The organism is Rhodococcus sp. IEGM 1409, assembly GCF_030056735.1.
Classification (GTDB): Bacteria; Actinomycetota; Actinomycetes; order Mycobacteriales; family Mycobacteriaceae; genus Rhodococcus_F.
Map to the genome: position 1 here is coordinate 21,076 of NZ_JASHKN010000014.1, position 21,921 is coordinate 42,996.

Consider the following 21,921-nt stretch of genomic DNA (forward strand, 5'->3'; position numbering starts at 1 on the left):
TCAGATGGAGCGAGCGAAGAGTGCGGGCTCGGAGCCGGGGACCTGAGAGACCTGCTCTCGGGCAACCAGATGGCGAAGGTGAGCTGCACCCTCGGAGAGCGCCATCGTCTTGCCCATCGGGGAGATCTCGGCCCACGGCTTGTACCACTTCATCTTTGCCGCGACGTCCCACACCGTGAGCTTGTCGTCGGCGAACTCTTGCAGCAGGTGATCGAGTCGTTCCTGGTGGTGCTCGATCAGCTCGCCGGCGCGACCTCCGACGTCGTCGATCGGAATGCCGTGAGCGCCGAGCCCACGGGTGATGTTCATGTTCTGCACCCGTGCGAGCGAGTTGAGGAAATCAGCGAGGGCGTCACGCTCGTCGAGGGGGTACACGAAGTTGCCGACGTGCGGTGTCGTCTTCTGCAGGACGTGGTCGCCGGTGAACATGACGTCGGCGTCGTCGAGGTAGAAACAGACGTGACCAGGCGTGTGGCCGGGGGTGTAGACAACGCGGAGGCCGCGGCCGGTGAGCGCGATGATCTCGTCGTCCGCGAGAAGGCGGTCGGGGGCGGACTCGGGGCCCACAGGAGACTCTCCCGCGGCAGCGATCCGGAAGGAATCGCGGTCGGCTGCGGGTGCTCCAGCGCGTTCCATGTTCTCGAGCTGGTACGCCATCCACTCCTCGTTACGCGCAGTGGACATCTGATCGAACAGGTAGTGGTCGTCCTCGTGCATCGCGATCCAGGCGCCGGATGCCTCGCGGACCCGTCCGCACAGTCCGGTGTGGTCTGGATGGAAGTGCGTGACCACGACGCCCTCGATGTCGGTCACCGAATGCCCGATCTCGGCGAGCCCCGCGTTGAGGCCCTGCCAGCCGTTGTCGTCGCCCCAACCGGCGTCGACCAAGATCAGTCCGCTGGGGGATTCCATGGCGTAGACGAGCGTGTGCCCGAGCGGGTTGTCCGTGATCGGGACAGGAATCTGGAATATGCCATCACCGATGGCTGCCGCACCGTTCATATCAAGTACCTCTTAACGATAAGGGAACGCACTCTTAGTACTTCATGTTTACCGTGCGCTCGTTTGGTTGGTAACACAGGTCCTGCCTGGCGGGAGTTCGGCATGTTTTCGGTCGACTTCGGATCGGTGAGAGTTTTATCGACTGAGTGGTCTCTTGTGGTCGAAAGATGTTGCTGACTAAGAGTTTTCGAAAGTTTTTTTGTGTTGAGGGCGACTTCGGATAGCTGATCCGTCGAGCAGCCGCGCACTAGCCTCCGAGGGACAGGCGCGCTGTGCGGTTATCGAGAAAGACGGGTCATGCGTTTTCAGGTTCTGGACATCATTTTCAACCCACCCCATCCAGTGACCGGCGAGGAAGTTGCCCCGTCCGATCGGCTCAACCGCGTCGTCGAACTGGCGGTTCTGGCCGAAGAGTTGGGTATCGATTCGTTCTCGGTGGGGGAGCGCCACGCCGGGCCGGTTCTTTCGTCGGCGCCAACCGTCGTTTTGGGTGCAATTGCGCAGGCCACGGACAGAATTCTGCTCTCGACCGGTGTCACCGTCCTGTCGCTACTCGACCCGATTCGAGTCGCCGAAGATTTCGGAACCATCGATCAGCTCAGCCGCGGACGCCTCGAGATCGTGATCGGCAAGGGTAACGAGGTCCTTCAATACCCGCTCCTCGGTCTGGACATCGCCAAGCAGTACGAATACCTCACCGAGAACTACGAACTCCTCAAGCTGCTGATCAGCGAGGAAAACGTCAAGTGGGTGGGAACCCACCGACCATCGCTCGAGGACGCGACGACGCTACCGCGTCCGTACGACGGTCCGTTCCGTATCTGGCATGGATCGGCTACCTCGTTCGAGGCCGTCGAACTCGCGGCGAAGTGGGGCGACCCCATCGTCACCGCCAATGCCTTCCAGCCTCGTGAGAACTACAAGGTGCTGATCGACCACTACCGCGAGCAGTACCTGGCGTACGGGCACGACCCGTCTAAGGCATACGTCGGCTCGGGTTCGGGCGGATTGTTCCTCGCCGATACCACCGAGCAGGCCATCGAAGAGTTCCGTCCGATCTACGAAGGTGCCGTTGCGCAGGCCGACAAACGTAAGCACGATCCCAAAGCGGTCGGAAAGTCGACAAGCTTCCGGACCATCGAGGAAGCCGTCGACCGCGGGCCGGCCTTGGTCGGGTCCTCGGAGCGAGTCGCCGAGAAGATCATCGACTACCACCAGAGCTACGGCCACGATTTCCAATCGGTGTCGGTCAATCATGTGCTCGACTTCGAGCAGCAGAAGGACACTCTGCGCCGCTTCGCGGACGAGGTTATCCCGCTGGTGAAGGCCGAACTGTCGACGACGCTGTGGACCTCGGGCGACAAAGATCGGGCGAAGGGTTTCACCGCCGTCGACTGAGCGGAGAAGCCTGACTGTCGGGTGAGCAGGTCCGGCGCTGCGACCGCATCACCGTCGATGAGGACTTGAACCTCCATTACGCGCCCGGTGTGAGAGCGATATGGAGATCGAACGTCCGCTTCGCGCGGCACTCGGAAGCCACTTCTGATCGACCGATTGATCTTGCCGGACAAGGCGGAGCATCCGGATTTCGTCTACCTGGATTGGCACCCCACGCAGATCTATGTCGCTTCGTGACAACTACAGCGAGTGCTCTGCGGAGCCGATCGAAGAGGGCCAGTCTATTTGACTGGGGTAATGCCGAGATCTCCGTCGACGGTGTCCGCGTCCTCGCCGCACGCACAGTCACAGTCACCGCCACAACCGCCGGGATCGCAGTCGCCGGCGTAACTGTCGTCATCCGCGTCGCAGTCGAGGGAACCGCCAAAGGATTCAGCAAAATCATCGTCGAGTTCGTGAGTGAAGTCGTGGACCTCGTCGATCAGGTTGAGCAGATGCTGCGGAGCGAAGGGGTCCGCGTCGAGCATCGTGGAGGCCAGCAGGTGGTCGCCGCTGAAGGCGAAGCGCAGGCGCGGCCATTCCTGCGCGAGTTCGATCAACCGCGTTGCAGCGTGCGAGGGGTTGCCGAGGCCGGTAAGAACCGAGGACCACACGTTGATCTGAGGGCCGTCGTCGGCGACGGTCACATAGACGACAAACCCGTGAACCGGCACGACGATGTCGCCGTCGTCATCGGTGGCAGGCTCGCTGCCCAGCAGTTCGGCGAGAGTCTGAACGCACAGGCGTACCAATTCGTCGCGCTCGTCCGTCACCAGGGCAAGCTTGCCGTCGATGTAAAGCGGCTGATCGGCGGTGTCGTGCTCGCTCATGGATCCTCGTCTCCTGTGTCCGAACCGCATACGGGTGGACACTGCTTACTGCGGTTGTTGTCGTGACCACGATAGTCGGGGTCGTGTCTCTCATTCGCTTCGGTGATCGGGTGGTACGTCAATCTGCCCAGAGGGTGGCAGCGGTCATATTGCAATCGGGACTGGGGGCAGCGTTATAGTTGCCCAGTGCAACACGAAGAAGCAATGGCGCTCACCGGTCCACCAGCCGTTCATAACGAGCTGGTGCACCTGACGAGACAGCTGATGACGGGGGATCGGCATTCCGAAGACCACCCGTCGATCGCGCAGCATTCCTTCCTCTCCTTCATCGGCCGCAACGACGGCTGCAAGGCCACGGAGATCTCCGAAGTCTTCGGCGTCAACCGCTCGACAATCTCGCGCCAAGTACGCGGCTGCATCGAGGCAGGCTGGGTGTATGCCGATCCGGGATCCGTTCGCCAGGGCAACCCGCTGCACCTCACGGAGGCGGGCCGCAAATACCTCGACGCAGCCGACGCGCGTCGGCTCGACCAAGTCGCCGGCAGGCTGCACGATTGGACCGAGTCCGAGGTCGCAGACTTCGCCCGCGCACTCCACCGCTTCAGAACCAGCATCGAATCGCAGACCAACGGAGATGACACCCTGTGAGTGAGTACAGCGCCAAAGCCCAGTTCACCATCTCCGACAACGAGTCCGTGGTGCACACCGTCTTCACTCACGCCGAGCGCACGCCCGAACTGACGGTGTTCTCCCGCCCCAAGGGTGAAGGTTGGGTAGACGTCACAGCCAAAGAGTTCGCCGAGCAGGTCACCGGCGTCGCAAACGGTCTCATCGCCGCTGGCGTGCAGGCAGGCGACCGCGTCGCACTTCTCTCCGCGACTCGATACGAGTGGACGCTCTTCGACTTCGCCATCTGGGCTGCCGGCGCTGCGACCGTCCCGATCTACGACTCGTCGTCTCAGGGGCAGGTCAGCTGGATCCTCGAAGACTCCGAGGCCGTCATCGCGATCGTCGAAACCGGCGCGCACGAGCAACTGTTCCAGGACGCGCCAAGCTCTCTCAAAGCCGTCATGCAGATCGACGGCGGAGCAGTCGAAACGCTGACTGCACAAGGCGCCGACGTGGACGACACCGAGTTGAAGAAGCGCCTCGCCGGCATCAAGGCGGACGATCTGGCGTCGCTCGTCTACACCTCCGGCACGACAGGTCGTCCCAAGGGATGCATCCTGACGCACCGCAACTTCCTGTCCGAGGTGCGCGGCATTCTCACGGCTTCGATCGGCAAAGTGGCGGTTCCGGGAAACCGAGTCCTGACCTTCCTGCCGCTCGCTCACGTACTGGCTCGTGCAGTGTCCCTCGCGACGTTCGAGGCAGGCGCTTCGCAGGCCCACTGGTCCGACTTTGCCACCATTACAACCCAATTCGAGCGCTACAAGCCCAACACCATCCTCGGTGTTCCGCGTGTCTTCGAAAAAGTTCGTGACGGCGCAGCACGCAAGGCAGAGTCCGGTGGAAAGATTCCCGGCGCGATCTTCGCCTTCGCAGAAGCCACCGCCAAGGAGTACAGCCAAGCTCTCGACAAGGGCGGTCCCTCGCTGATCTTGAAGGCGAAGCACGCAGTGGCAGACAAGCTCGTGTACTCGAAGCTTCGTGAGGCTCTCGGGGGCGAGTGCTGGTTCGCGATCTCCGGCGGCGGCGCCCTCACCCCTGAGCTGGGGCACTTCTTCCGTGGGCTCGGAGTTCCGATCTACGAGGGCTACGGTCTCACCGAGACCACAGCGGCGCACTGCGTGAATGTTCCGAGTGCTCAGAAGATCGGAACCGTCGGACAGCCGATGGGCGGCAACGGAGTTCGTATCGCCGAGGACGGCGAGATCGAACTCAACGGCGGAGTTGTCTTCACGGGCTACTGGAAGAACGACAAGGCCACCGAAGAGGCTTTTGTCAACGGTTGGATGCGCACCGGTGATCTCGGTGAACTAGACAGCGACGGTTACCTTTCCATCACCGGACGCAAGAAGGATCTTTTGGTGACGGCGGGCGGCAAGAACGTCTCGCCCGGCCCGATGGAAGACCGTATCCGTTCGCATTCCATCGTCTCGCAGGCAGTCGTCGTCGGCGACGGGAAGACCTACATCACGGCGCTGCTGACCGTCGACCCAGAGGTGTTCGAGAAGTGGAAGTCGGAGAACGGCAAGCCTTCTGGCGCCACCGTCGCCGAACTGCGTGATGACAAGGACCTTCGAGCGGAGTTGCAGAAGGCCGTCGACGACGCCAATGCCGCTGTCTCGCATGCGGAGTCGATCAAGAAGTTCGTCATTCTCGATCGCGATCTGACCGAGGACGACGGCGAGATGACAGCGACGCTCAAGATCAAGCGCAATGTCGTCGTCGATCGGTTCTCGAAGGAGATCGAAGGAATGTACGCGAAGAGTTAGGCGCGTTTGGGGAACTGCTCGCGGTAAGCCATCACGTCATCGAGGCGGAACCTGCGGTGCGTGCCGCGTAGTTCGATCGGGAGTTTCCCGGCGTCGGCGAGTTTGCGTACATACGTGTCCGAAACGCCGAGGATCTCTGCTGCCTGCGAGGTGGTGAGGAGTTCTGCGACGGGCCCGAGGGCGACGCTGTCTCCGGCAGCGAGGTAGGTCAGAAGCTGCACGACGGCGTCGCCGACCGACGGTGGAATCTCGATGCTCACGCCGTCGAACACCAGCGTGGTCGTGTCCGTCGAGGTTGTGGCTATCTCGGACAGGGCCGATTTGATTCGCTCGGCAGCGTCGCCGTCGACTGCGGAAACGATGTGGTCGATGCTCACGCGGTGTATCTCCGATCGAAGGCAGTGTTTCGCAAGCATAGACAGCGACAGTGTTCGTCGGCACCCTGGCTGGTGCTGTGTGCGTTGCGTTACATGTGTGCCTGCGTTGAAAACGATTTACCCACGTAGATCGGAATTCGAAGGTTTTGGCGCCCAAAGATATTCGATTCGACGCGTACGTAGCTCACCAAATTTGGTGTACCCGCAAGTAACATCCTGAGCGTGGCTAGACGATCGGTAACGGTGAGATTCGACGTAGAGGAACTGAGGGCCCTAGAAACCCTCCAAGAGCTCACGGGCGCGGACATTTCCAGCGTCATACGTGAAGCTGTGATCGAGCATGCTCGTCAATGTGTGGCGCAGGGAAAGCCCCGCGACATCGCCGAGCGACGCAAATCGCTGACCTTGCAGGAAGCCTTCGCCAAGTACTCCGCGTTGTGCACGGACGAGGAGCGGGAAGCGTCGTAGCGCTCTGTCGACGCGATGGTGATCGGTTGAGTTCACAGTGATTCTGACTGTGGCGCTGGGTAGTTCGTTCGAGGAATATTGCGACAACAGAAATGTTGCGTAGACCTCTGACAGGAGCTGGCCAGTGACGGACGTCCTCGAACTCTCCACCGATGTATTGGTGATCGGTGGTGGCCCCGCCGGTGCGTGGGCAGCGTTGCGTGCGGCCAAGGCCGGTGCAGACGTCGTCCTGGTCGACAAGGGCTACTGCGGAACGAGCGGCGCAACGGCCCCGTCCGGAACGGGTGTTTGGTACGTCGAACCGGATACGACTGCACGTGAGCGGGCAAAGGCCGGACGCGAGGCGCTCGGTGGATATCTGGCCGACCACCATTGGATGGACCGCGTCCTCGAGCAGACCTACTCCAACATGGATCTCCTCGCGGTGGAGGGCAGATATCCGTTCCCCGTCGACACCAGCACGGGCAAGCAGATACGCACCGGCTTGCAGGGGCCTGAGTACATGCGGCGGATGCGCACCTGGATTCGTCGAGCCGGGGTGCGAATCCTCGACCATTCGCCGGCGCTGGAGTTGTTGGTGGACGACGCCGGGCGAGTTCGCGGAGCGGTGGGCTATCAGCGTCACGAACACCAGGACTACCGCGTCTCGGCAGGCGCCGTAGTGGTCGCCAGCGGAGGTTGTGCGTTTCTCTCCGGTGCGTTGGGCACCAATGTTGATACCGGTGACGGTGCATTGATGGCAGCTGAAGTCGGAGCGGAGTTCTCCGGAATGGAGTTCTCGAACGCGTACGGAATCGCAGCGGCCGGATCGACGATCACCAAAACTGCCTACTACGCGTACGCGACGTTCTTCCACGCCGACGGAAGCGTGCTCGAAGGGGCCGGTTCGGTGAAGGGGAGGTCCGTCATCGCCAGCACGTTGCGGAACGAGCCCGTCTTCGCGCAGATCGATCGGGCCGACGCCGAGGTGCAGCGTCGAATGAGGCTGGGACAGCCCAATTTCTTCCTGCAATTCGATCGCCGCGGAATCGATCCCTTCACCGACAAATTCGAGGTCGGCATGCTCGCTGAAGGCACTGTTCGCGGGACTGGGGGAATCAACGTCGTCGACGACGATTGCGCGTCATCCGTTCCAGGACTGTTTGCCGCCGGGGACGCTGCAACGCGGGAGCGAATCTGTGGAGGGTTCACCGGCGGGGGAAGTCACAACGCCGCTTGGGCGATGTCTTCTGGTTCATGGGCGGGAACCGGTGCTGCGCGCTATGCGCTGTCGGTCGGACGTGGGTCTGCCAGTGGTCTTCGCGGAGCCGGAACCGTCGGATTGCGTAATCCGGTACGTACCGGGTTTACTGCCGCCGATGTGGTGAAAGCTGCTCAGGCGCAGCTGATTCCCTTCGACAAGAACTACCTCCGCAGTGGTGATCGAGTATCCGTAGCGCTCGGTGAGCTCGAATCGCTGTGGGGTGCAGTGAGTGCGGACTTGGGCGCGGATCATCCTGCGGGGCGGATGGCAGCGCGGCAGGCTGCCGCAATCACGGCCGTCGGTCGCTGGATGTACCATTCGACGCTGGCGCGGACCGAGACTCGGGGAATGAGCAAGCGAGACGATTATCCCGAACTCGATGTGACGCAGCACCATCACGTTCTCACCGGCGGTTTGGATTCGGTGTGGACCCGGACTTCCGAATCTGTCGGTTCTGCACTGGTGGCGTCATGATCGAACTGGTGTCAGCGCCGGCATGCATCGGTTGCGACAAGTGCGTAGATGTGTGTCCTACAGATGTTTTCGATCGGACGCCGTCGGGCGTCCCGGTGATTGCGCGCCAATCGGATTGCCAGACCTGCTTCATGTGTGAGGCCTATTGCCCGACGGACGCGCTATACGTGCATCCGCAATCCACCCCGCTGGAAACGGCCGATGTGATCGAGGACGATCACATCGGCCGCTACCGAGAGAAGATCGGATGGGGCAAAGGGAGGGCACCCGGATCGCTGACTGCGGTGGGTCCCGAGGTGCCCCGTCCGGTCACGACCTGACGAGAATCTTGACCGCCGTGTCGTTGTGCTCGATCAGGGTGGTGAATCCTTCGGAGATCAACTCCTCGAGCTGAATGCGACCCGTGATGAATGGCGCTAGATCGACGACACCGTCCTGGACCATCTTGATGACCGCTTCATGGTCACGTACGTACGCGATGGTTCCGCGTAGATCGATTTCCTTGAGGACCAGCTTCTGCATGTCGATGGTCGCGGGCTTGCCCCAAATCGACACGTTGACAACAACTCCGGCGGGCCGGACCGTGTCGAGCATGGTGTCGAGGACCGCGTTGACGCCTGCGCACTCGAAACCGATGTCTGCGCCGATGCCTCCGCTGAGTTCGAGGACGCGCGCTTTGACGTCTTCGGTCGTGGGATCGATGACGTAGTCGGCCACGCCACTGGAGAGGGCCTTGGCCTTGCGGGCTTCGCTGAGTTCGGTGACGATCGTCGTAACACCAAGCCCCTTGAGAACTGCCGCAACGAGGAGCCCGATCGGTCCGGCTCCGCCCACAATTGCGACGTTGCCACTTTCGGCTCCACTGCGCACGACTGCGTGATGGGCAACGCTCAACGGTTCGATGAGAGCTGCCTCGTCGAGCGGAATGTTGCCGATCTTGTGGATCCAGCGACGGTCGACGACGACCTTCTCGCTGAGTCCGCCACCGCCGCCGGCCAAGCCGATGAACCCCATCTTCGTACACAGGTGGTAGTTACCCGCCTTGCACGGGGCGCACTCGTTGCAGACGAAGTACGGCTCGACGACAACATTTTCGCCGACCTCGACGTCCGTGACACCGTCGCCGACCTCTTCGACGGTGCCGGAGAACTCGTGGCCCATCGTGACCGGCGCATTCTCGTGTGAGAGTGGATGCGGGTGTCCGGGTGCGGAGATGAAGATCGGTCCCTCGAGGTACTCGTGGAGATCGGTGCCGCAGATTCCGCACCATGCGACCTTCAGCTTGACTGTTCCTGGCCGCAATTCGGGCTCAGGGATCTCTTCGATCCGGATGTCTTTCTGCCCGTGGAACCGTGCTGCCTTCATTGATCCGCACCTCACTTCGTTGTGAATCCCCTGGTAGACCGACGTTAGGCCGATTATTGGCGTGGGTGAAGGGTTGCAACGGAATGCAATGCGGTGGAACCGATCGGTGCTGGGGAGCGTCCAATACTGTGAGCGGGCCGCGAACGAGGGGGAGTGCTGTGGGAGTGAAGGGTGCAGTGGTCCTGGTCGCGGCCGCAGTGTTGGTGGGGGGGTGTTCCTCGACGGTGGAGGGTCGCGCAGTAGTAGCTGACGAGGCTGTCGGACTATTCGACCCTTGTAATGGCATTAGCGACAGCGCCTTGCGGTACGTCGGAGTCAATCCGGCGACTGAAGAACGCGGGATTCTTGGAGTTCAGATTCCACGATTCGAAATCTGCTCATGGAATGGGACGGGAATTTCGCTGAGCGTCTGGTCAACTGACTATTCTCTCGACGAAGTCGAAGCGAACACCAACAATGCCGATGTCAGGACTGCCAGTGTTCATGGCGGCCCTGCTATCAAGTTCGGGCAACGGGACGATGCGACTGGGCAGATTTGCTCGGTAGCTTGGGCGGCTAGTCAGGGGGCGCTGATCGTTCGGATCGTCCCAGATTTTGGTGAGGCTCCGATCGACCCGTGTGGCCTTGCCTCGATGATTACCGACAAACTTTTCCAGGAACTCCCCAGGTGAATCGCTCGCTTGATGAAGGTGGTGCTGCGCATGAGTACATATGAGAACTACGGGGCCGAGGTATCGTTCTCGCTGGATCCGGACACGGCGCGATCGCTAGTTTCGGCTTGCGACGAGTATCGAATGACGTTGGAGCATTTGTCTATTGCTGCTGGGAAACTGAGCTGGGTTGGTGGTTTCGGGACTTTGGCATCAGGTCGGGCACTGCAGGTTAAGTTCGAGGAGAAAGCGGTCGGTGGCCCCGATGCGCTCGTCGACGTGTTGGCGAGTCATATCGCGGTAGTGGAGGCGATGCAGGCTCAGTTTCAAGCTTCCGTCGACAACGCATTCGATCAGGAGTCGTTGAACGTCTCGACTTTGAAGTCGATCGACCAACCGAACTGAGTCAGTGGATGTGTTGCTGCCAATCGGCTGGGACACGACCCTTAGGTCCTGGCGTCGGCTGATCTACGGGATGCGAAGTGGGCGCGGCCAATTCCGGTCCGTCGTATGCCTCATTGGTTTCGAAGCTCCAGAACCAATCCTCACCGGGTTCGTAGCTCTGCATGAACAGATGCTTCGTCGAGGCCGCGTGCTTGCTCGCATGCTGTGACGGTGAGGAGTCGCAACAACCGACGTGACCGCACTGCGCGCATCGACGCAGGTGCACCCACCAACCACCGTTCGCATCGCATTCGACGCATCCCGCGCCACTGGGCGGCACACTCGGATCGATCCCCGCTGGAAGTTCGTCGGTCATGGTCAGCCCTCTCCTTGGCTACGGGTGATCAATCCATCGTGCGCGCTGCCGATCACGCGTGCAACGCGGCATGGCAGTCAGACCGGACCGCAGTCAGGGCAGGGTCCATCGGTCCAGAAGGTGCGAGCGCGACTCCGCCGGTCGTTCCACAGCTCATTCTTTTCCTGGAAGCCAACAACTCCGGCCGCTTGATCCGCGTCGGGAACCTCCCATGCCCCGTTAACTGCCCCAGTAAGTCCAGCAGAGAGCTTCTCGAAAGCCTGCGCTGTTTTCAGGTCGGCCTCTGCACCATTGTTGATGATGAACTTCAACTGCCGTACAGCTTGCTGATTCTTGCTCAGTGCGACGTCGATGAGTTCTTCGACTGCGCTGTCGAGGAGTTTGTCGTCGACGACACGATTCCACAGCGTCAGCTGGGCGGCCCGAGATGCCGGGTGCAATGCCCCTAGAAGATTAATCTCTTTCGTCAGACGCCGTCCGATAAGCCTCACCATTCGGGTGGTTCCGCCCCAGCCGGGCGTGATTCCGACGTCCACCTCGGGCATGCCCCATTTCGCACTGGCTGCAGCTATGACGAAATCACATGCCATGGTGATTTCCAAGCCGCCGCCGACGGCATAGCCATCAACTTTTGCAATTGTTATCTTGTCGAGTTCTTCGAGGGTATCGGCCATGTGTTGATAACCCGTCACCCTCCGCATGATCTCGTTGGCGTTGCCCCACCGCGGCATCTCGGTGATGTCATCACCCGCGCAAAACGTGCCGCCTGCACCGTCAATAACGACGACCTTCACGCTCGCACTGTCTCGTAGCCTTTCGAGGACGTGAATTAATTCGTCGGAAAGCTGCATTGACAGAGCATTGCGTGCTTGTGGGCGATTGAGCGTTATCCGCGCCACCGGTCCGCTCTCGCGGTAAATCAGATGCGCATACGCCGATGACGTGACGTTGTGGGCAGACGGAGTAGGCGCCGTGATTGCTTTCGGGGTTGTCATCTAGCTTCTCCCATCGAGTAGGTAGCTTTTTGCTACTCACTAAGTGTCGCAGCAGTGAGTAGTAAATTGCAACCCTCAATTTGATACGCTGTGGCACATGGAAAGCCATGGTGTGGAGCGGCAGGATTCTGTCGCTGCAGCACTTTCTCAAGTCGGGGATCGTTGGACTTTCCTCATATTGCGCGAGAGCTTTTTCGGGGTCCGCCGGTTTGCGGACTTCCAACGCAATCTCGGCGTCGCTCGCAATATCCTGTCTGACAGACTCGGGAAGCTCGTTGAATTCGAGATCCTTGCGCGCCGCCGCTACAGCAACCACCCCCCACGTGAGGAGTACCGCCTCACCGAGAAGGGCCGCGACCTATACAACGTCACCGTTGCACTCATGCACTGGGGTGATAAATGGGTCGTAGACAAACCTGCACTCCTTCTCACACACCGAGACGACGGAGGAGTCGTCGAACAGATTCTGCAATGCACTTGCTGCAGACAGCCGATCACATCCCGCGACGTGACCTATCACACTCCGGACGATCATTCACCGTCAGCGATGTGAGTACTGCGATCAACCGGCTTGGTGTGCAACTCTTTTCGAACGCACCACGCTATGGCCAAGGTTCACTGTCGTCTCGGCTTTCGTGCGATTCGGCTTCAGAAAAGGTGGGTCGCGGTAGTCCTTGGTGCCGGGACATTCTTCGACGGCAGCGGTGGTCAATTCTGTGATCGGTGGCCGCCATCTTGCGCGCTTTTCGGCTTTGCTGATGTGGCACCACATCGTGGTGTCCCTGATGTCGAGGTCATCGTCACTTTGCCGTGCGAGGAACGAGTCCGGGATTGGTGTGTCAGCGCGGTCAGGGCGAGAAGTTGCTCGAGCGAGGGGTACCGGGTGCCGGCCTCCCATTCCTCGACTGCGGGCTCCTGTGCCCCGCATGCAGTGTCGACGTCAGGGCCGTGGGCCGTACAGATCTGCGGCGTCGAGCGCGCGGGTGATTCGATACGGTGCCAGCGCTCCGGTGATCCAGTGTTCGTAGGCTCGATCGTGGGCGGCTCGGCGTTGGGTAGCGGTGAATGCCCACTCGGCTCGTTTCCGTAGACGCGCTGCTGTCCGGTCTCCGTTTGACCGGAACCTCGGTGTCGACATGGTGCGCTCTTCCGTCGCGGGGTCCGTGGACTCCCGTCTGCACCAGCTGCGTCCTCGTCGGCAACGCGGCCGGTGGGGTTCGGAACACGTCTTCCCCACTCAGTTTGAGAACGGTGGTGGGGCCTCTCGCGGTGAGCAGCCGGGACGCAAATGACGCGCCTCGATCCCACCAAGAACGCGATGCGGCCTGCCGTCTTCGCTGACTTGTGGGAAAGCTGAGCCCTTTTCGCAGGCTGCTCCCGTCTACGGCGGCGGAAAGCCTTCATCGTGCCGTACAGCTGAACGAGATCCCAACGCAGCAGAAGCCAACTCTTGGAACTGTCTGGTTGCTAGTCCAGGTACCCGGCTACGGCGTCTTCGAATGTGGTTGTTCGCAAATCTTCCCTGGTCATCGACTCTCCCCGTCTGTCAGTGCCTGTGTGAGATGAAGGTACCGATCGACCTGGACAGTTTGGGCTTTCGCGGTGTCTTTGGGCGCAAGTGGTTGCGGCCGGATGATGGGAACGGTGTTGATCAGGTGCTGCGGAGGTTCTGTGAGTAACGACTTTCACAGCGCGTCGGATCTGGTCGCGCGGGGCTATACGTCCGAGCGTTTGACGTCGGTGTTCGGTGAACCGGATTCCGTCGACGGGGAGTTTCGTTTGGATGCCGACATCGTTGTCGCCATCGAACGGGAGGTGCTCGCTCCTGCTGCTCGGGTCATGTTCGATGCCTTCGCTCCGGAGTGGAACACACGGTTCCGGATGAATGGGGCGAATCTGGCTCTCGGGTGGCCGCAGATGGAGCCGATGCTCGCTCGGGTGACGATGCGGGAATCCTGACCTCTTCGGCGAGCATGACGGGCTAGTCGACTTGTGAATCTCGCGCTGGACCGGCGATGGGTAGCACCACTCGGAATCTCGTATCGCCAGGTTCGGAGGTGACATGCATTTCGCCCCGATGCTTGCCCACTACGATTCGCCACGAGATATCAAGTCCGAGACCAGTTCCTTCGCCGACCGGCTTCGTCGTGAAGAACGGCTGGAAGATTCGGTCGATAACGTCGTCTGGAATTCCGGTGCCGGAGTCGCAGATTTCGATACACGCTCGATCGCCGTCGCGGCTGGTCCGCACCGTCAACGTGCCGGTACCGTCCATGGCAGCCACCGCGTTGTCGATCAGGTTGGTCCACACCTGATTGAGTTCGGCGGCATAGGCGTCGATCGGAGGCAATGCAAGGTCGTACTCCTTGACGACTTCGATTCCGCTTCCGATCTTCTGCCCCAGCATGATCAACGTGCTGTCGAGGAGTTCGTGGACGTCGATGGTCTGGAACGGTGCGCGGTCCATCTGCGAATACTGTTTGGCCGCGCCGACGAGAGTCGAAATCCTCGTTGTGGAGTCGGCGATCTCGTTCATCAAGAGTTCAGATTCGATTGTGTAGTTCAGCCAGCGAATTGCGCCTTCGAGCACCGACTCGTCCACAGCTGCAGCAACATTCTCGAGCCAAGCGGTGTCGAGACCGGCCTGAACGAAGGTAGGAGCCAGATCCCAACCCTCTCGAATTGAATGATCCTCGAACCATTCACCCAACGAATCCTCCTGATCCGAGGCTTCGAGGGGAGTGAGCGTCGGCGCCTTGGCGACAACCTCTGCAACTTCGTCCTGAAGTCGCATGAGCGTGACGAGGGCGTCGCGGTCGTAAGTACCCGATGCGACCATTCCCAGTTTGTGACGCATGCCTGCGACTCGCTCACGCAGTGAAGCCGTCGCCCGAACCGCTGCGGCTGCAGGATTATTGAGCTCGTGAGTCAACCCGGCTGACAGTGATCCGAGTGCGAGGAGCCGTTCTCGTTGATCAATAATCTGCTGGGTGTTCTTCTTGCCGAAGAAAACACCTTCGAGTAGATGAACGGCCATCGGGAACCACTCACGCATCGCGTTGCCGAATTTGTCGGCGTCCAGGACGAAGAACGTCGAGGGCGTCGTAACTCGCATCGACCCTGCGTACACCTGCGGTACACGATCACCGAGGTACGCCGTCCACCCTCCCGCATAGACACCACGCTGAGTGGTCCGATTGGTCTCGATGTCCTCTCCGCCTGACAGCTTGGACAAGACCACTTCGCCCTCGATCAGGACGTAGAAGCAGGTGGCAGGCTCACCTTCGAGGTAGACCTGCCCTCGATCGATCTCGGTGATATGGCCTGCCTGGCAAAGCGATTCGAGCTGATTGTCGGTGAGCTTCTCGAACAGGAACAGGGTGCGAAGCAGGTCGGGGCTGCATTCAGGAATGGACATCGAATCTCCCTATTGTTGAGCGAGATAGCGGTGGACGAACATCACGGCCATCGCGCCCTCTCCGACGGCCGACGCGACGCGCTTGGCCGATTCGGCGTGTACGTCTCCAGCGACAAATACTCCGGGGACACTGGTTTCGAGATGGTGTGGTGCGCGGTCGAGCGGCCACCCGTCCGGGGTGACACCTTCGGACGGAAGGTCCGGGCCGGCGAGAACGAATCCGTTTCCATCGCGGACCACCACGTCGCCAAGCCAGTCGGTCAGGGGAGCGGCACCGATGAAGATGAACAACCACTGAGCATCGACGGTATCTTCTTCTCCGGTAGCTCTGTTACGCAGCGTGATTCGTTCGAGGTGATCGTCACCCTCGGCTCCGATCACCTCCGTACACGTGCGCACGGTGATCTTCGGATTCTTTTCGATCTGCTGAATCAGGTAGTAGGACATCGAGGCTTCAAGCGAGTTGCCGCGAATGAGAATGGTGACTGACCTAGCTCCTCGGGAGAGGTAGACCGCAGCTTGGCCGGCCGAATTGGCGCCGCCGACGATGTACACATCCTGTTCGCTACACCGTGCAGCTTCGGTGACAGCCGATCCGTAGTAGACCCCTCGGCCCGTGTAGGTATCGAGCCCCGGCGCCGAAAGCTGGCGATAGGAAACACCGGTCGCCAAGATGACCGAATGGGCGTCCACCGACGAACCGTCGTCGAAACGCACAGTGCGAGCCGAGCCGTTGATTTCCAAACCGGTGACGTCGCGAGCGGTGATGACTTCGGCGCCGAACTTGGTTGCCTGGCGTCGTGCGCGATCGGCCAACTGTGCGCCGGAGACTCCGTCGGGGAAGCCGAGGTAGTTTTCGATCCGAGAACTCTGACCGGCCTGGCCGCCGGTGGCTCGCCGTTCGATGAGAACCGTCCGCAGTCCCTCCGAAGCGCCGTACAGGGCGGCTCCCAGACCGGCAGGGCCGCCGCCGATGACAACGAGATCGTAAAAATCCTCGGAGAGAGTGGTGCTCAGCCCGAGTTTGTCGGCGAGTTCGGCGTCAGTGGGCTCGACGAGGACATCTCCGTTGGATGCGATGACGACGGGAAGTCGCAGTTCGTCGGTACCTGCAGCAGAGAGCAGTCGTTGACCTTCGGGCTCGTCCGACATGTACCAGCGATAGGCAAGTTGGTTGCGTGCCAAGAACTCTCGAACATCGGATGATCGCTCGGACCAGCGATGGCCGATCACCTTGGTTTCCTCGGCGGGGTGATGGCTCGAGCTTGCCCAGGCATCGAGGAGTGCATCGATGACGGGGTACAGCTTCTCTTCCGGCGGGTCCCAAGGCTTGAGGAGGTAGTGGTCGAGGTCGACGACGTTGATGGCGTCGATCGCAGCATCGGTATCGGCGTACGCGGTGAGGAGAACGCGCCGAGCTACGGGGTACAGGTCCATTGCCTGTTCGAGGAACTCGATTCCGCTCAAACCAGGCATGCGGTAGTCGGCGACGATCACAGCGACTGCATCGCCGCGAAGTTTCATTTCGCGCAAGGTCTCGAGGGCCTGATCACCCGACTCCGCGCGAATGATGCGGTACTTCTCGCCGTACCGCTTGCGGAGGTCTCGAACGACGGCACGCGAAACACCTGGATCGTCGTCGACGCTGAGGATCGCTGGTTTGGCCGGGGCTTTCGGTGCGCTCACTCGGTGCCTTCCCGAAGTCGTAATCAACCTCTCCAGTATGCGACTGCTGAGCTGAGCGTCAATCGCTGGAGATGCGCTCTGAGTGAACCGGCGATCGTGACCGGGGAATTTGAAGATTGCGGGAACCGATCCGGCCTCCGATGCATCCAATAGAGTGGGTCCACATCAACAGGGGGTGCCATGTTGGGGTCGGTGGGGGTTGGGCGACTGCTCATGGCTGGGGTGTTGGTGTGGGCTGCGGCAGGATGCAGCTCAGTCGTGGAGGGGGCGGCTGAGCCTGCATCCGGCCAAGAGGGTTTGTTCGATCCGTGCAAGGACATTCCGGACTCGATTCTGGAAGATGTTGGGCTTGATCCGGCGACCGAGGAAGTTGATATCGCGGGCGTTGAGCAGCCGGGATGGAAGATTTGCTCGTGGACGGGAACGTGGTTCTTCGTGTCAGTTCTCTCAAACCGATACACCCAGAATGAAGTAACCCGAAACCCGGATTATGCGGAGTTTGTTGAATTGACGATTGGCGATCGCGTGGGTATCAGATTCAAGCGAGGAAGCGATGCAGCAGTCGACGGGTGCTACGTGGCTTTAGCAGCAACGCAGGGTTCTGTCTGGGTAAATGTCGAAGCAAAGGCCGGGGTCACACACCAAGAGTCGGCGTGTGAATTGGTTGCAGACGTCGCCGCACACCTCGACGGACACCTACCGCGGTGAGTACGGCGAGGGGGCTTGTGATTGTTGACCCCGATGTTGCGAAACTGATTGTATGCGCTTGCAATTCGTTACTCGACGAACTGCGAGCGATGGTACTCATGTGTGAGCGAATCGGAGATGTGAAGGGGATGGGTACCCTCAAGTCAGGGCAGGACCTTGCCGCGAAATTCTCCAAGAAGGCCGTCGGCGGTGAAGATTCATTGGAGAAGTCGTTGAACAGCCACATGCAGGTGGTCACCGAGATGCGGGACTTCTTCCAGCAATGCGTCGACCGCTACGGGGAAGTCGAGGACTCGAATGCCTCTGCGCTCGCGAGTACCGAGGTCCCTCGATAGGCACAAAAAATCTCGCTGAGCCGATGGCATTCGACTCAGCGAGACTGGGTAACGACTAGCTGGTGGGCAGGGCCTTCAACGACTTGACGGTGGCGTCTACCGCGCGCGCGGCCTCCGCGCCCTTCTTCACGAAATGCGTGCTGAAGTAGTCGACGTGCTCGGCGTGTTCGTGGAAGTGATGCGGCGTCAAGACCACCGAGAAGACCGGAATGTCCGTATCGAGCTGCACCCGCATCAAGCCGTCGATGACAGCCGTCGCCACGAAGTCATGCCGGTAGATTCCGCCGTCGACGACCAGACCTGCGGCAACGATCGCCTGGTAGCGGCCGGTCTTGGCCAACCGCCGAGCATGCAGCGGGATCTCGAAAGCTCCCGGTACCTCGAAGAAATCAACCGTGTCCTTGGGGTAGCCGAGCTCGACGATCGCGTCGGTGAATCCGTCGCGTGCACGGTCGACGATGTTGCGATGCCACGTCGCCTGAATGAACGCGATGCGCTGTCCCTGGATCTCACTCATAACCATGAAACTAGCGCACCGGGAAGCATCCACGCGACCACCCGTCCTAGTCCTGCTGACGGGGGAAGGCAGTCGAACGACCCCAGCCGGCGTCATTGGTGAGGTGCTCGAGGAGAGGCTGAATTCGATACGGAAGGGGATTGGTCAGAGCGATGGTTGTGGTCGAATGCGTGACGCCTGGAAGCGAGACGATCTGCTCGGCCAACTTTTGCAGTGCCGCGTGCGTCGACGTGGCAACCCGAACGAGCAGATCCTCTCGGCCGGTTGTGGCGTGAATTTCGATCACCTCGGGCAACTCGGTCAGACTGCGAGCGACTGCGCTGATCTTGCCCTGCTCGAGCTCCAGGCCGACAAATGCCTGAATCGGGATACCGACCTCGGGGAGATTGAGATTCGGCCGAAACCCGGTGAGAAGTCCGTTGGATTCCATGCGCTTCATTCGCGACTGGACGGTGTTGCGGGCGACGCCCAACGAGTTGGCCAACTCGGCCACACTCATCCTTGAGTCCTTGCTGAGCAGTCCGAGCAACTGGACGTCGAGCTTGTCGATGCTGAGCACTTTGTGAACCTCTCCTCAGTGATTTGAGTCACTGGATGATCGAATTGACTAGTTCAAGAGATTTGCATTGACCAAATCGTAACTCAGGCAGAGCATTGGTTCCACGAATTGCTCAGCGGGATTCTTTTTGGGTTATTTGTCCCAATAGTACCCAATGAACGCTTCGCCCCAATATTTCGACTGCACCCCGTAATTCTTCGGAAAGGTCTATCCCACAATGACTCTCACCGCCGAGCCCGTGAACTCCGTTGTTTCCCATGACGACACTGCGGGCGTGTTCGATCGCGCCGACTATCTGCGCGATTACCCCCACGAGCAGGTGAGCTTCTTCCAGGATCCCGCGAGCGGCCTCAAGGCCATCGTCGCCATCCACTCCACGACGCTCGGCCCCGCGCTCGGCGGAACGCGCTTCTATCCGTACTCCGACGAATCTGCCGCAGTCACAGACGTTTTGCGCCTCTCCCGCGGCATGACCTACAAGGCTGCGGTTGCCGGCGTCGACCTCGGCGGCGGCAAGGCCGTCATCATCGGCGACCCCGCAACGGCCAAGACCGACGAATTGCTCGGCGCCTACGCAAAATTCGTCCAGACCCTCGGTGGCCGCTACATCACCGCTGGTGACGTCGGAACCAACTCCAACGACCTCGACATCATCGGTCGCAACACCGACTTCGTCGTCGGCCGCAACGCCACCGTCGGCGGTTCCGGCGACAGCGCTCCGATGACGGCCCTCGGCGTATTCCAGTCGATGCGCGCAGCGGCGCAGTCGCATTGGGGCACTCCGTCGCTCGCAGGCAAGACGGTTGGTGTCGAGGGAACGGGCAAGGTCGGCTACGAACTGATCAAGCTTCTCCTCGCCGACGGTGCAACCGTGTTGGCGACAGACGTCAACGCCGCAGCACTCGATCGCGTCAAGGCGGACTTCCCGCAGGTGAGCATCGTCGACAGCATCATCGACGCCGATCTCGACGTCTACGCACCGTGCGCGATGGGCGCAACCCTCACCGACGCGACCGCACTCTCGATCAAGGCCGAGGTTGTCTGCGGCGCTGCGAACAACCAGCTCACCGTCCCCGAGGTCGAGAACATCCTCCGCGACCGCGGCATCACCTGGACCCCCGATTACGTCGCCAACGGCGGCGGCCTCATCCAGGTTGCCGGCGAGCTGAAGGGCAACTCGGCCGAAGAGGTCAAGCTCAAGGTCGAGAAGATCTTCGACACGGTCACCGAGATCTTCGCGAAGTCGAAGAAGGACGGAATCCTCGCCGGCGAGGCTGCTGACGCGGTTGCCGAGGCTCGCATCGCCGAGGCAGCTCGCGCCGCCAAGAGCTGACATCCCTCTCGCAGTCATGTAGTGCGGCCGGTCCCGACTAGTGTGGACACCAGACAAGCAGATTTTGCAAATCTGGACCACGTCAGCCGGTAGACCGGCCGCCATGCGTCGGACGCCGGAAGGGCTTACATGACTGAACAATTCGCTGTGTGGACCGAGAACGACGCCGAGCAATCGGCCCGTTGGGGTTCGACGAGCAACGCCCCGGCGCCCAAGCGCATCGTCGTCGCCGACGACACGACGAAGGCCGACGACGCCTATCGCTTGGCGTGCGAAGGCACGGCGTTGTTGTGGCGCGGAGACTTTCAGAACGCTCGCCAACTGACGAAGGCCGTGGCGTCGCGCATCGACCGCAAGCCCCGCCGAGCCTCCGAGGACCCCGCCAAAGCTTTCCATCTCCACCGCCAGACTCAAGGACGCCGTGCGCAGATTCTCGGCATGCTGCTCATTCCGTTGAATGCAGATTTGTCGATTCCACTCCGACGCGCCCCGGACGCGCAAGTGGCTCTGACCGAGGCCTTCGGAATTACCGGTGAGCCGTCGGTTCGCTCGCTGCGTGACATCCTCGGCGCGATCGGCGCTCACGAGTGGCACCGCAAAGGCGTTTTCATCGAGGCACTCGACACTCGCATCCATCCCGCCTTCGGTGTGTTCTCGCCCGTGCGCGGAGAGTATGTCGACCTTGTCGCGTCTGCTCCGCTGCCGTCGACGGAATCGGCTTTCGACATCGGGACCGGTACCGGCGTTCTTGCTGCCGTGCTGGCGCAGCGCGGCGTCAAGACAGTAACGGCCACCGACCAGGACCCCCGGGCACTGCAATGCGCGCGTAGCAACCTCTCGCGGCTTGGCTACGGCGCTCAGGTGAACGTGGTGGAAGCCGACCTCTTTCCCGAAGGCTCTGCCCCGTTGGTGGTGTGCAATCCTCCCTGGATTCCGGCCAAAGCCACCTCACCCATCGAATACGCCGTCTACGACCCCGCTGGAGCGATGCTGAAGGGCTTCCTGACGGGTGTCGCAGCGCATCTGGACGACGGGGGAGAAGCATGGCTGATCCTCTCGGACATTGCCGAACACCTCGGTCTCCGAACGCGATCGGAACTGCACGATCTGATCGCGGCCGGTGGGCTCACTGTTGTCGACCGCATGGATGTCAAACCGACGCACGCAAAGGTCAGTGACCGAACCGACGCGCTTCACGCTGCCCGAGCACGAGAAACGACGTCGCTCTGGCGGCTTCGCCGTCGCTGAGAACTTTCTCAGTCAACGGTATTTCCTTGCCATGAAATGGTAATGAACGAGTAACAAATCGGGTCTAGCTTTCTTCGC

At 60.8% G+C, this 21,921-nt stretch carries 25 protein-coding genes; 14 read left to right on the top strand and 11 right to left on the bottom strand.

Annotated elements, in window-relative coordinates:
- On the bottom strand, positions 1 to 1,002 hold the full coding sequence (locus QM716_RS26975) for an MBL fold metallo-hydrolase (protein ID WP_283307309.1): 1,002 nt from the start codon (positions 1,000 to 1,002) through the stop codon (positions 1 to 3).
- A 297-nt stretch (positions 1,003 to 1,299) separates the two neighbouring features.
- Between QM716_RS26975 and QM716_RS26980 the strand changes: the two genes are divergently transcribed.
- Positions 1,300 to 2,400 (top strand): LLM class flavin-dependent oxidoreductase, encoded by a 1,101-nt coding sequence (locus QM716_RS26980; RefSeq protein WP_283307311.1) that lies wholly within the window; start codon positions 1,300 to 1,302, stop codon positions 2,398 to 2,400.
- Positions 2,401 to 2,681: 281 nt separating this feature from the next.
- Here the strand turns inward: QM716_RS26980 and QM716_RS26985 are convergent, their stop codons facing one another.
- Positions 2,682 to 3,269, bottom strand: a complete 588-nt coding sequence (locus QM716_RS26985) for a T3SS (YopN, CesT) and YbjN peptide-binding chaperone 1 (RefSeq protein WP_283307313.1) — start codon at positions 3,267 to 3,269, stop codon at positions 2,682 to 2,684.
- A 186-nt stretch (positions 3,270 to 3,455) separates the two neighbouring features.
- Here QM716_RS26985 and QM716_RS26990 point away from each other — a divergent pair, with 186 nt between their 5' ends.
- Both QM716_RS26990 and QM716_RS26995 read left to right on the top strand, forming a co-directional pair.
- Positions 3,456 to 3,917 carry a MarR family winged helix-turn-helix transcriptional regulator gene (locus QM716_RS26990; RefSeq protein ID WP_283307315.1) on the top strand — a complete coding sequence of 154 codons (462 nt, stop codon included), beginning with the start codon at positions 3,456 to 3,458 and terminating at the stop codon, positions 3,915 to 3,917.
- A complete protein-coding gene (locus tag QM716_RS26995; RefSeq protein WP_283307317.1) occupies positions 3,914 to 5,707 on the top strand; it encodes an AMP-dependent synthetase/ligase in 1,794 nt (597 codons plus the stop codon). Before QM716_RS26990 ends, QM716_RS26995 begins: the two co-directional genes overlap by 4 nt.
- Here the strand turns inward: QM716_RS26995 and QM716_RS27000 are convergent.
- Positions 5,704 to 6,084, bottom strand: coding sequence for a helix-turn-helix domain-containing protein (locus tag QM716_RS27000; protein WP_283307319.1), 381 nt, complete (start codon positions 6,082 to 6,084; stop codon positions 5,704 to 5,706). The two genes, QM716_RS26995 and QM716_RS27000, sit on opposite strands and share 4 nt — an antisense overlap.
- A 222-nt stretch (positions 6,085 to 6,306) precedes the next feature.
- Between QM716_RS27000 and QM716_RS27005 the strand changes: the two genes are divergently transcribed.
- From QM716_RS27005 to QM716_RS27015, 3 genes are all read left to right on the top strand, one after another.
- Complete coding sequence (locus QM716_RS27005) at positions 6,307 to 6,552, top strand: hypothetical protein (RefSeq protein ID WP_283307321.1); 246 nt, start codon at positions 6,307 to 6,309, stop codon at positions 6,550 to 6,552.
- A gap of 124 nt (positions 6,553 to 6,676) precedes the next feature.
- Entirely contained in the window at positions 6,677 to 8,269 is a 1,593-nt protein-coding gene (locus QM716_RS27010) for an FAD-dependent oxidoreductase (protein WP_283307323.1), read from the top strand.
- Positions 8,266 to 8,589 (top strand): 4Fe-4S dicluster domain-containing protein, encoded by a 324-nt coding sequence (locus tag QM716_RS27015; RefSeq protein ID WP_283307325.1) that lies wholly within the window; start codon positions 8,266 to 8,268, stop codon positions 8,587 to 8,589. The genes QM716_RS27010 and QM716_RS27015 overlap by 4 nt, the downstream gene beginning before the upstream one ends.
- Here QM716_RS27015 and QM716_RS27020 read toward each other — a convergent pair.
- On the bottom strand, positions 8,579 to 9,634 hold the full coding sequence (locus tag QM716_RS27020; protein ID WP_283307327.1) for a 2,3-butanediol dehydrogenase: 1,056 nt from the start codon (positions 9,632 to 9,634) through the stop codon (positions 8,579 to 8,581). The genes QM716_RS27015 and QM716_RS27020 overlap by 11 nt on opposite strands.
- Before the next feature lie 164 nt (positions 9,635 to 9,798).
- Here QM716_RS27020 and QM716_RS27025 point away from each other — a divergent pair, with 164 nt between their 5' ends.
- Together QM716_RS27025 and QM716_RS27030 are read left to right on the top strand one after the other, a co-directional pair.
- Positions 9,799 to 10,305, top strand: a complete 507-nt coding sequence (locus QM716_RS27025) for a DUF3558 domain-containing protein (protein ID WP_283307329.1) — start codon at positions 9,799 to 9,801, stop codon at positions 10,303 to 10,305.
- A 30-nt stretch (positions 10,306 to 10,335) separates the two neighbouring features.
- Entirely contained in the window at positions 10,336 to 10,689 is a 354-nt protein-coding gene (locus QM716_RS27030; RefSeq protein WP_283307330.1) for a hypothetical protein, read from the top strand.
- 1 nt (position 10,690) lies between these two features.
- Here the strand turns inward: QM716_RS27030 and QM716_RS27035 are convergent, their stop codons facing one another.
- The gene (locus QM716_RS27035; protein ID WP_283307332.1) at positions 10,691 to 11,044 is read right to left on the bottom strand and encodes a UBP-type zinc finger domain-containing protein; all 354 of its coding nucleotides are present in this window, start codon (positions 11,042 to 11,044) and stop codon (positions 10,691 to 10,693) included.
- Between the two features lie 77 nt (positions 11,045 to 11,121).
- A complete protein-coding gene (locus QM716_RS27040; protein ID WP_283307334.1) occupies positions 11,122 to 12,039 on the bottom strand; it encodes an enoyl-CoA hydratase/isomerase family protein in 918 nt (305 codons plus the stop codon).
- Positions 12,040 to 12,136: 97 nt separating this feature from the next.
- Here QM716_RS27040 and QM716_RS27045 point away from each other — a divergent pair, with 97 nt between their 5' ends.
- Complete coding sequence (locus QM716_RS27045; RefSeq protein ID WP_283307336.1) at positions 12,137 to 12,592, top strand: winged helix-turn-helix transcriptional regulator; 456 nt, start codon at positions 12,137 to 12,139, stop codon at positions 12,590 to 12,592.
- Between the two features lie 387 nt (positions 12,593 to 12,979).
- On the opposite strand, the gene QM716_RS27050 is transcribed toward QM716_RS27045, so the two are convergent.
- Positions 12,980 to 13,177 (bottom strand): hypothetical protein, encoded by a 198-nt coding sequence (locus tag QM716_RS27050; protein ID WP_283307338.1) that lies wholly within the window; start codon positions 13,175 to 13,177, stop codon positions 12,980 to 12,982.
- A 533-nt stretch (positions 13,178 to 13,710) separates the two neighbouring features.
- Here QM716_RS27050 and QM716_RS27055 point away from each other — a divergent pair.
- Positions 13,711 to 13,998 carry a hypothetical protein gene (locus QM716_RS27055; protein ID WP_283307339.1) on the top strand — a complete coding sequence of 96 codons (288 nt, stop codon included), beginning with the start codon at positions 13,711 to 13,713 and terminating at the stop codon, positions 13,996 to 13,998.
- Positions 13,999 to 14,020: 22 nt separating this feature from the next.
- On the opposite strand, the gene QM716_RS27060 is transcribed toward QM716_RS27055, so the two are convergent.
- Both QM716_RS27060 and QM716_RS27065 read right to left on the bottom strand, forming a co-directional pair.
- Positions 14,021 to 15,457, bottom strand: a complete 1,437-nt coding sequence (locus tag QM716_RS27060) for an ATP-binding protein (protein ID WP_283307342.1) — start codon at positions 15,455 to 15,457, stop codon at positions 14,021 to 14,023.
- Positions 15,458 to 15,466: 9 nt separating this feature from the next.
- Entirely contained in the window at positions 15,467 to 17,143 is a 1,677-nt protein-coding gene (locus tag QM716_RS27065) for an NAD(P)/FAD-dependent oxidoreductase (RefSeq protein ID WP_029255750.1), read from the bottom strand.
- 213 nt (positions 17,144 to 17,356) lie between these two features.
- Between QM716_RS27065 and QM716_RS27070 the strand changes: the two genes are divergently transcribed.
- Complete coding sequence (locus QM716_RS27070; RefSeq protein WP_283307346.1) at positions 17,357 to 17,851, top strand: DUF3558 domain-containing protein; 495 nt, start codon at positions 17,357 to 17,359, stop codon at positions 17,849 to 17,851.
- Between the two features lie 128 nt (positions 17,852 to 17,979).
- Positions 17,980 to 18,186 carry a hypothetical protein gene (locus QM716_RS27075; protein ID WP_283307348.1) on the top strand — a complete coding sequence of 69 codons (207 nt, stop codon included), beginning with the start codon at positions 17,980 to 17,982 and terminating at the stop codon, positions 18,184 to 18,186.
- A 55-nt stretch (positions 18,187 to 18,241) separates the two neighbouring features.
- On the opposite strand, the gene QM716_RS27080 is transcribed toward QM716_RS27075, so the two are convergent.
- Together QM716_RS27080 and QM716_RS27085 are read right to left on the bottom strand one after the other, a co-directional pair.
- Positions 18,242 to 18,703, bottom strand: a complete 462-nt coding sequence (locus tag QM716_RS27080; protein ID WP_064689487.1) for a 6,7-dimethyl-8-ribityllumazine synthase — start codon at positions 18,701 to 18,703, stop codon at positions 18,242 to 18,244.
- Between the two features lie 46 nt (positions 18,704 to 18,749).
- Entirely contained in the window at positions 18,750 to 19,262 is a 513-nt protein-coding gene (locus QM716_RS27085) for an Lrp/AsnC family transcriptional regulator (RefSeq protein WP_003941343.1), read from the bottom strand.
- Positions 19,263 to 19,479: 217 nt separating this feature from the next.
- Here QM716_RS27085 and QM716_RS27090 point away from each other — a divergent pair, with 217 nt between their 5' ends.
- Complete coding sequence (locus tag QM716_RS27090; RefSeq protein WP_283307352.1) at positions 19,480 to 20,595, top strand: Glu/Leu/Phe/Val family dehydrogenase; 1,116 nt, start codon at positions 19,480 to 19,482, stop codon at positions 20,593 to 20,595.
- Between the two features lie 129 nt (positions 20,596 to 20,724).
- Complete coding sequence (locus QM716_RS27095) at positions 20,725 to 21,843, top strand: methyltransferase (protein WP_283307353.1); 1,119 nt, start codon at positions 20,725 to 20,727, stop codon at positions 21,841 to 21,843.
- Positions 21,844 to 21,921 lie beyond the last annotated feature (78 nt).